Source organism: Streptomyces sp. NPDC058632, from assembly GCF_042717095.1.
Lineage (GTDB): Bacteria > Actinomycetota > Actinomycetes > Streptomycetales > Streptomycetaceae > Streptomyces.
Window position 1 is genome coordinate 24,909 of the sequence record NZ_JBHXQZ010000086.1, and the last position, 9,230, is coordinate 34,138.

The 9,230-nt window shown below is 71.8% G+C and carries 7 protein-coding genes; 3 read left to right on the plus strand and 4 right to left on the minus strand.

What is annotated here, in order from left to right; translation table 11 throughout:
- Positions 1-32 precede the first annotated feature (32 nt).
- On the plus strand, positions 33-1,613 hold the full coding sequence (locus ACFWVE_RS27365) for a cytochrome P450 (RefSeq protein ID WP_384019231.1): 1,581 nt from the start codon (positions 33-35) through the stop codon (positions 1,611-1,613).
- On the opposite strand, the gene ACFWVE_RS27370 is transcribed toward ACFWVE_RS27365, so the two are convergent.
- The 4 genes from ACFWVE_RS27370 to ACFWVE_RS27385 form a co-directional block, all read right to left on the minus strand.
- Entirely contained in the window at positions 1,607-2,704 is a 1,098-nt protein-coding gene (locus tag ACFWVE_RS27370; RefSeq protein WP_384019234.1) for a pseudouridine synthase, read from the minus strand. The genes ACFWVE_RS27365 and ACFWVE_RS27370 overlap by 7 nt on opposite strands.
- An 11-nt stretch (positions 2,705-2,715) precedes the next feature.
- Positions 2,716-3,003, minus strand: a complete 288-nt coding sequence (locus ACFWVE_RS27375) for a hypothetical protein (RefSeq protein ID WP_384019237.1) — start codon at positions 3,001-3,003, stop codon at positions 2,716-2,718.
- A 217-nt stretch (positions 3,004-3,220) separates the two neighbouring features.
- Complete coding sequence (locus ACFWVE_RS27380) at positions 3,221-4,081, minus strand: siderophore-interacting protein (RefSeq protein ID WP_384019239.1); 861 nt, start codon at positions 4,079-4,081, stop codon at positions 3,221-3,223.
- An 80-nt stretch (positions 4,082-4,161) separates the two neighbouring features.
- A complete protein-coding gene (locus ACFWVE_RS27385; protein ID WP_384019246.1) occupies positions 4,162-5,091 on the minus strand; it encodes a 5'-3' exonuclease H3TH domain-containing protein in 930 nt (309 codons plus the stop codon).
- A gap of 235 nt (positions 5,092-5,326) precedes the next feature.
- Here ACFWVE_RS27385 and ACFWVE_RS27390 point away from each other — a divergent pair, with 235 nt between their 5' ends.
- Together ACFWVE_RS27390 and ACFWVE_RS27395 are read left to right on the plus strand one after the other, a co-directional pair.
- Complete coding sequence (locus tag ACFWVE_RS27390; protein WP_384019241.1) at positions 5,327-6,415, plus strand: glycine betaine/L-proline ABC transporter ATP-binding protein; 1,089 nt, start codon at positions 5,327-5,329, stop codon at positions 6,413-6,415.
- Entirely contained in the window at positions 6,408-9,029 is a 2,622-nt protein-coding gene (locus ACFWVE_RS27395) for an ABC transporter permease/substrate binding protein (RefSeq protein ID WP_384019244.1), read from the plus strand. The genes ACFWVE_RS27390 and ACFWVE_RS27395 overlap by 8 nt, the downstream gene beginning before the upstream one ends.
- Positions 9,030-9,230: the final 201 nt, after the last annotated feature.

Here is a 9,230-nt window from a genome sequence, read left to right on the forward strand (position 1 = left end):
CTGCTCTCCCCCTGCTTTCCGGAGCGACCACTGTGACGCCTGAATCCCACCTTCCGACCGGAACGGACGACTCCCGGGTCGCCCCGCCCCCCGGCTGCCCCGCGCACGGCCAGGGCCCCGGGGGACTGCACCGGCTGCACGAATCGGCGGACCTGAAGAAGCTGTACGAGGAACTCCGCGCCGAACACGGCCCCGTGGCGCCCGCGCTGCTCCACGACGACGTGCCGGTGTGGGTGGTCCTCGGCCACACCGAGAACCTGCACATGGTGCGCACCCCCGCGCAGTACACCCGCGACAGCCGCATCTGGTCCCCGCTCCGGGACGGCCTGGTCAAAGCCGACCACCCGCTGATGCCCCACATCGCCTGGCAGCCGATGTGCGCCCACGCCGAGGGAGAGGAGCACCAACGGCTGCGCGGCGCGATCGACTTCGCCCTGTCGACCATCGACTTCCGCAGTCTGCGCCGGCACATCAACCGCTGCACCCAGCGTCTCGTCAACCGGTTCTGCGAAGTGGGCGAGGCCGAGGTCGTCAGCCAGTACGCCGAGCACCTGCCGATGGCCGTGATGTGCCACATCCTCGGCATGCCCGACGAGTACAACGACCGGATGGTCGAGTCGGCCCGCGACATGCTCAGGGGCACCGAGACCGCCATCGCCAGCAACGCGTACGTCATGGACGTCCTGGGCCGGCTCACCGCCCGCCGCCGGCTGGAACCGCAGGACGACTTCGCCAGCCATCTCATCACCCACCCGGCCGGGCTGACCGACGACGAGGTCAGGGAGCACCTGCGGGTGGTGCTCATCGCCGCCTACGAGTCGACCGCCAACCTCCTCGCCAACGTGCTGCGGACGGTGCTCGTCGACCCGCGCTTCCGGGCCCAGCTCAACGGCGGTCAGATGACCGTGCCGGAGGCGGTGGAGCAACTGCTGTGGGACGAGCCGCCGTTCAGCACCATCTTCGCCTACTTCGCCAAACAGGAGACGGAACTCGGCGGCCAGCGCATCCGCCGGGGCGACGGACTGCTGTTCGCCCCCGCCCCGGCCAACGTGGACCCGCGGGTACGCCCGGACCCGACCGCCCACATGCAGGGCAACCGCTCCCACCTCGCCTTCAGCGGCGGCCCGCACGAGTGCCCCGGGCAGGACATCGGGCGTGCCATCGCCGAGATCGGCGTCGACGCGCTGCTGATGCGGCTGCCCGACCTCGAACTCGACGTCGACGACGAGGATCTGCGCCACACCGAATCGATCGCCTCGCGCCACCTCGTCGAGCTGCCCGTCCGGTTCACCCCCAGACCGCCGCAGGACATCACCGAGCGGCCGAACCACGACGCCCGGCCGACGGCCCCGCGCCGCGACTGGCACATCGGCAGTCCCGCACCGGGGGAACCGGCACCGCCGTCCGCCACCCGCCCCGGTCCGTCCGGAGAGCACGACGTCCCCGCCCCGCGGCCCGCGGCCCCGGCCGGGACACCGGGCGCGCAGCCGGGCCCGCAGCCGGCAGCCCGGTCGGCCGAGCCGCCGGCCGCCGGGCCGGTGGCCGGCCCCGCGGAACCGGCCCGCGCGCCGGGCGCCTGGCAGCGCTTCCTGAGCTGGTGGCGTGGCTACTGACCGGAGGTGAGGGGGGCCGGTGCCGGGGGCGGCCGGTGGGCAGCGGTCCGGTCCGAGGCGGCTCTGCCCGTGGTGCTCCGGTCCGCGGTGGTCTGTGCCCCGGCGGTCGGGCCGTCCGGAGCGCGGTCGCCGGCGGCGCGGCCGTCCGCGGCCCAGTCCTGGTACGACGTCCACGCCGTGAGCGTCCGGCCACTGAGCAGCCGGTGCCGTGCCCCCGTCACCGGGTCGGTGAACTCCAGCGCCCGCGCCAGCAGTTGCAGCGGGCGCCGGAAGTCACCGGCCGGGACGGGGCCGGTCACCTCCGGATACAGGGGATCGCCGACGATCGGCACGCCCAGGGCGTTCATGTGCACCCGCAGCTGATGGGTCTGCCCGGTGCCGGGCACCAGCCGGTACCGGGCGAGGCCGTCGGCCCGGTGCTCCAGGAGCTCGACCCGGCTGAGCGCGTTCGGCTCGCCCTCGACCTCGCGGGCGGCCAGCACCCCGCGCTCCTTCACGATCCGGCTGCGCACGGTCCGGGGCAGGGCGAGCGCCGGGTCGTGGGGCGCGACGGCCTCGTACTCCTTGTGGATCAGCCGGTCGCGGAACAGGGTCTGGTACGCGCCCCGCTCCCCGGGCCGCACGGTGAACAGCACCAGCCCGGCGGTGAGCCGGTCGAGACGGTGCGCGGCGCCCAGCAGCGGGATGCCCAGCTCGCGGCGCAGCCGGGCCAGCGCGGTCTCGGCGACATGGCTGCCGCGCGGGGTGGTGGCCAGGAAGTGGGGCTTGTCGGCGACGACGATGTGCTCGTCCCGGTACACGACCTCCACCGGGAACGGCACCGGCACCTCGGCCGGCAGCTCCCGGTGGAACCACACGAACAGCCCCGGCACATAGGGGGCGTCGGCCGGCACGGGCCGCCCGTCCACGCCCACGATCAGCCCCGCGTCGAACATGCCGTCGACGACACCGGAGCCGGCCGGGAGCCGGGCCACGAGATGGTCCCGCACGGTGGCCCACGGCCCCGCGCCGGGCAGCCGCACCCGCACCGGGTCCACCCCGTCGCGCTGCGGCAGCGGAGAGGGCGGGACGGTCCTGCGTCTGCGGGTCACGAAGGCCAAGGCTACGCGTCCGCACCGCCCTGTTCCTCGTGCCGTACCGCCCGCCCGATCTCGGCCTCGACCACATGGCGCGGTTTGCCCTCGGCCCGCGCGAACTCGCTCACCGCCACCTGGACGTCACGGGCGAGGTCGCGCCAGGCCCGCCAGGCCGTCTCCCAGGTGGTGGTCTGCCGACTGCTCCACTTGGTGCGCGTGGGCGGCCCGTACGTCTCCCGCAGATGGCGCACGCGGACATGCGCCTCGTCCGCCGCACGCTGCTTGGCCACGAGTTCTTCGAAGGTGACTGTCACGCGCCCGGATCCTCGGGCAGCGGGCGGGGGCGGGACGCCGCGCCACGCCGACCGCCGCCGCGCGGGGGCCGGGGTTCACCCGACCGGCGCCGCCACGTGTGCCGGCCGGGGTACCAGGAGGCCGGCTCGGGCCGGACGGCGGATCGGTGGATCGGCGGTGGTTCGAGGGCGATTCGGGTGTGTCCCGGAGGCGACTCGGTGGCTGCCCGGTGGAGGCTCAGCCGGTCGCGGCCGCCGACTTCGACTCCGACTGTTCCTGCTCCGCCTCGACCCGTGCGTTCCACTCCTTCTTCGAGGCCTGCCAGCCGTCCTCGTTGTGACCGCGCCGCCAGTAGCCGGAGATCGAGAGGTCCTCGCGCGCGATCTGCCGCTCGACCCGCAGCAGACGGCGCAGCTCCTTCACGAAGTGCGCCTCGCCGTGGACGAAGGCATGCACCCGGCCCTCGGGGAACTCCAGCCCCTGCACGGCCTCCACCAGCGCCTCACCGACCGGACGGCCCCCCCGGTGCAGCCAGGTGACCGCCACCTGGGAGTCGATCTTCTGCTCCTCCTGGGGCCCCTCGACCTCCACGAAGGCGTACGCCCTGGCACCGCTCGGCAGGGCCTCCAGCGAGCGCGCGATCGCGGGCAGCGCGCTCTCGTCGCCCACCAGCAGATGCCAGTCGGCGCTCGGGTCGGGGGCGTAGGCGCCGCCGGGGCCGATGAAGGACACGGTCTCACCCGGCAGGACCCGCCGGGCCCAGGGGCCGGCCAGCCCCTCGTCGCCGTGGATCACGAAGTCCAGCGTCAGCTCGCGCTGCCCGGCGTCCCAGTGGCGCACGGTGTACGTCCGGGTCACCGGCCACTGGTCGCGCGGGAACTCCTCGCGGATCCGCTGCATGTCGAACGGCTCCGGGTAGGTGACGCCCTCGGCGGGGAACAGCAGCTTCACGTAGTGGTCGGTGCAGGTGTCCGCCGTGAAGCCGGCCAGGCCCTCACCGCCCAGCACCACCCGCTGCATGTGCGGGGTCAGCCGCTCGGTGCGGAGCACCTGCCCGGAGTGGGGTTTGCGTGGCTGGCGTCCGGGTCGCTGTGCCATGGCCTCTCCCTGTCACTCGGTTAGGTTTACCTAAGTTAACACTTCCTTCCGGTGATGACCCGTGCGCGCCGGTGATGTTCCTACCGCGCGAGGGTGGTCAGCAGCCGCTCCAGGGAGCCGCCCAGGCCCCAGCGGGCCGCCAGTTCCCGTACGGCCTCCGGGTCGCGCGGCGTCCGCGGCAGCGCCGTGTCGACCTCCGGCAGCGGGACGTCGTCCGCGACCCGGACCACCTTCGGGGCGACCGCCAGATACGGGCCCGCCTCGGTGAGGCGCTTGCGCTGGGCCGGGGTGAGCCTGGCCTGCGGATCGCCGACCGCCTCCAGGATCCCGGCCAGGTCGCCGAACTCGGCCAGCAGCTTGGCGGCCGTCTTCTCGCCCACTCCCGGCACACCCGGCAGGCCGTCGCTCGGGTCGCCCCGCAGCAGCGCCAGATCCGCGTACCCCGAGCCGCCCACCCCGTACTTCTCGCGCAGCACGGCCTCGTCGGTGATCTGGAGCGTGCCGACACCCTTGAGCGGATACAGCACCCGCACCCCGCGCGCGTCGTCCACCAGCTGGTACAGGTCGCGGTCCCCGGTGACGATGTCCACCGGGCCGCGCGCCCGCGCGGTGAACGTGCCGATCACGTCGTCCGCCTCGTACGCGGCGACGCCCACGCGCGCGATGCCGACGGCGTCCAGTACGGCCTCGATGACCGGCACCTGCGGGGACAGGGTGTCGGGCACCTCCTCCTCGTCGGGGCCCGACGGGCGCTCCTCGGCCACGCGGTGCGCCTTGTAGGAAGGGATCAGCTCCACCCGCCAGGCCGGGCGCCAGTCGGCGTCCATGCACGCCACCAGATCGTCCGGGTGGTGGTCCTTGACCAGGCGGTCGACGAAGTCGAGCAGTCCGCGCACGGCGTTCACCGGAGAGCCGTCCGGGGCCCTGACGGAGTCCGGGACACCGAAGTAGGCCCGGAAGTAAAGGGAAGCGGTATCGAGGAGCATCAGTCGTCCGGTCACGCTCCGCATCATGCCGTACGCCACCGACAGGGCCCGGCAGCCGCCCAGCGGCACCGGCCCGGGACGCGCCGCGCACGGCACGACACGGCTCGGATGTGACGCAGGACACGCTTGCGTTTGGGGTGGGCGAATCGGGGGAGGCGCGGCCCCGGAGCGATGCCGGTTGCGGGTTCAACCGTCCGCACGCGTGAACCGTCCCGGCGGGCGCCGCTCCGTTCCATCGCCGTCGAGACAAGAGGTACGCGTGTCAACCAGGCTAGAGGCCGAACACCTCTACAAGGTGTTCGGCAGACGACCGGGCCAGGCAGTCGAGAGACTGCGCCAGAACGAGGCAGACCGTGAGGAGTTGCGTGCCCACGGAACCACGGCGGCCGTCATCGACGCCTCGTTCACCGTGGAGCCCGGCGAGATCTTCGTCGTCATGGGCCTGTCCGGTTCCGGCAAGTCCACCCTGCTGCGCATGCTGAACGGCCTGTCGGAGCCGACCGCCGGAGCGGTGCGGTTCGACGGCGAGGACCTCACCGCGCTGTCCGACCGCGAGCTGCGCGCGGTCCGCTCCAAGAAGATCAGCATGGTCTTCCAGCACTTCGCGCTGTTCCCGCACCGCAGCGTTCGCGAGAACGCCGCCTACGGTCTTGAAGTGCAGGGCGTGCCCCGCGCCGAGCGCGAACGCCGCGCCGACGAGGCGCTCGCCCTGTGTGGCCTGGCCGGCTGGGAGCAGTCCTGGCCCGACGAGCTCTCCGGCGGCATGCAGCAGCGTGTGGGCCTCGCCCGCGCGCTCGCGACCGACGCCGACCTGCTGCTGATGGACGAGTCCTTCAGCGCGCTCGACCCGCTGATCCGCCGCGACATGCAGGACCAGCTGGTGGAGCTGCAGAAGAAGCTGAAGAAGACGATCGTCTTCATCACGCACGACCTCAACGAGGCCATGCGTCTGGGCGACCGCATCGCGGTGATGCGCGACGGCCGCATCGTGCAGATCGGCACCGCGCAGGACATCCTGATCCGTCCGGCCAACGACTACGTCGCCTCCTTCACCCAGGACGTCGACCGCTCCCGGGTGCTGACGGCCGGCGCCGTGATGGACCGCGAGGTGCGCGGCGACGAGGCCGACTGCGCCTGCGAGACCGCGACGGCGCAGACGCCGTTCACCGACCTGTGTGCGATGAGCGCCCGCGCGGCGCACCCCGTGGCGGTCCTCGACGGGGAGGGCACGGTCATCGGCGTCGTGCCCCGGCAGCGGCTCGTCGGTTTCATCGGCGACGAGGAGGGCGCCCCCGGCACCTGCGACTCCCCGCGCGGCGAGGACGAGAAGGTGATGGCCCGTGCCTAGGATCCCGCTCGGCGAATGGGTCAACAGCGGCGTCGACTGGCTGCTCGCCCATGTGACCTGGCTGTTCGACTTCTTCAAGGCCGTCTTCACCGGCGCCTACGACGGCGTCAACGCCGTCCTCCAGGCGCCCGAGCCGCTGCTGCTCGCCGGTATCTTCGCGGTGATCGCCTTCTGGCTGCGCGGCACTCTCGCCGGTGTCCTCACCTTCCTGGGATTCGCCTTCATCGATTCCATGGAACTGTGGGCGGACTCGATGGTGACGCTGTCACTGGTCGTCGTCGCCACCGTCATCGCGCTGGTCATCGCGGTGCCCGTGGGAATCTGGGCGGCACGCTCGGACCGGGTCAGTGCCTTGGTGCGCCCGGTCCTGGACTTCATGCAGACGCTGCCCGCGATGATCTACCTCATCCCGGCGATCCTCTTCTTCGGGACGGGCCCCGCCCCCGGCATCGTCGCGACCCTGATCTTCGCGCTCGCTCCCGGCGTGCGCATGACCGAGCTGGGCATCCGCCAGGTCGACAAGGACCTCGTGGAGGCGGCCGAGGCGTTCGGCACCACGCCCCGCAACACGCTGCTGCGTGTCCAGCTGCCGCTGGCGCTGCCCACCGTGATGGCGGGCGTCAACCAGGTGATCATGCTCGGCCTGTCCATGGCCGCGATCGCCGGCATGGTCGGCACCGGCGGCCTCGGCGGCGCCGTCATCGAGGCCATCGGCCAGCTCAACATCGGTCTCGGCGCCGAGTCCGGCCTCGCCATCGTCATCCTGGCGATCTACCTCGACCGCATGACCAGCGCCCTGGGCACCCAGGTGTCCCCGCTCGGCCGTCGCGCCGCCGCCAAGGCCCGCGCCGCGCAGGGACTGAGGATCTGGTCCTACCGGCCCCGCCCGCAGGTCGCCGTGATCGGTGTCGTCGTCCTGGCCCTGGTGGCCGGCGGCATGGGCATCTTCGGCGGCGGCAAGAGCGGCGGGACCAGCACCGCCGCCGACGCCGGGAACGTCGGCAACGGCAAGAAGATATCCATCGGTTACATCCCCTGGGACGAGGGCGTCGCCTCCACCTTCCTGTGGAAGGAGGTCCTCGAACAGCGCGGCTTCGAGGTCGAGGCCACGCAGTTCGACGCAGGCCCGCTCTACACCGCGCTCGCGCAGGGCAGCATCGACTTCCAGACGGACTCGTGGCTGCCCACCACCCACGCCGAGTACTGGAAGAAGTACGGCGACAAGCTCGAGGACCTCGGCACCTGGTACGAGGAGACGACGCTCGAACTCGCCGTGCCCGCCTACATGGAGGACATCGACTCCCTCGAGGACCTCAAGGGCAGGGCCGACACCTTCGACGGGAAGATCACCGGCATCGAGTCCAGCGCCGGAATGATGGGCCTGCTCAAGGACAAGGTCATGCCGGGCTACGGCCTGGACGAGGAGTACGAGGTCGTCGACAGCTCCACGCCGGCGATGCTGGCCGAGCTCAAGCGCGCCTACAGCAAGCAGGAACCGGTCGTCGTCACGCTCTGGTCGCCGCACTGGGCGTACAGCGACTACGACCTGAAGAAGCTGAAGGACCCCAAGGGCACCTGGGGCGAGGGCGACGCCGTGCACACCCTGGGACGCAAGGGCTTCACCGCCGAGAACCCCACCGTCGGCCAGTGGCTGAAGGACTTCTCGATGACCGAGGAGGAACTCACCGGCCTGGAAGCCGAGATCAACAAGGCCGGCAAGGGCAGGCAGCAGGATGCCGTCCGCGCCTGGCTCAAGGACAACCCGGACGTCGTCGACAAGCTGGCCCCGGTGAAGTCGGGTTCCGCCGCCACCCCGGCCGAGGCGAAGCGTCCGCTGACCGTCGCGTGGTTCCCCTGGGAGGAGGACGTCGCGATCACCTACCTGTGGAAGAACGTCCTCGAGCGGCGCGGCTACAGGATGAACCTGAAGCAGATGGAGGTCGGCCCGGTCTACACCGGCCTCGCCGGCGGGGACATCGACCTCAACTTCGACGCCTGGCTGCCGTACGCCCAGAAGAACTTCTGGGACCAGAGCAAGGACGACCTGGTCGACCTCGGCACCTGGTACGAGCCGACCTCGCTGGAGGTCTCCGTCCCCTCGTACGTCAAGGACGTCAGGTCCCTCGAGGACCTCAAGGGCAAGGCGGACCTCTTCGACGGGCGGATCGTCGGCATCGAGCCGGGCACCGGCGAGATGGACCTGCTCAAGAACAAGGTCCTGCCGGGGTACGGCCTGGACGAGGAGTACGAGGTCGTCGACGGCTCCACGCCGGCGATGCTGGCCGAGCTCAAGCGCGCCTACTCCAAGAAGGAGCCGATCGCGGTCACCCTCTGGTCCCCGCACTGGTCGTACAGCGAGTACGAGCTGACCAAGCTGAAGGACGACAAGAAGCTCTTCGGCGAGGGGAACACCATCCGCACCATCGCGAACAAGGCGTTCCCCGAGCGGTACCCCGAACTCACGAAGTGGATCAAGGGCTTCAGGATGAGTGAGGACGAACTGGGCACGCTCGAGAACGAGATCAAGGACCGCGGCCAGGGCAAGGAGGAGGAGGCCGTCGCCGCCTGGCTCGAGGAGCACCCGGACGTGGTGGGGCGCATGACCCCGCAGTGACGCCGGAGGTCACCGCGGCGATCACCGGTCGCCGCGGTGACACCTGGCACCGCTCGCTTCCCGAGGGGCGGGGGGGGGGGGGGGGCGGCCCGCTGGGGCGGGGGCGGGCCCCCCCCCCCCCGCCGTGGCCCCGGCGTCAGGTGCCGGGACCGGCACGCGGAGCGCCGGCGGGGGCTATTCGAGGAGCTCCGCGTACGAGCC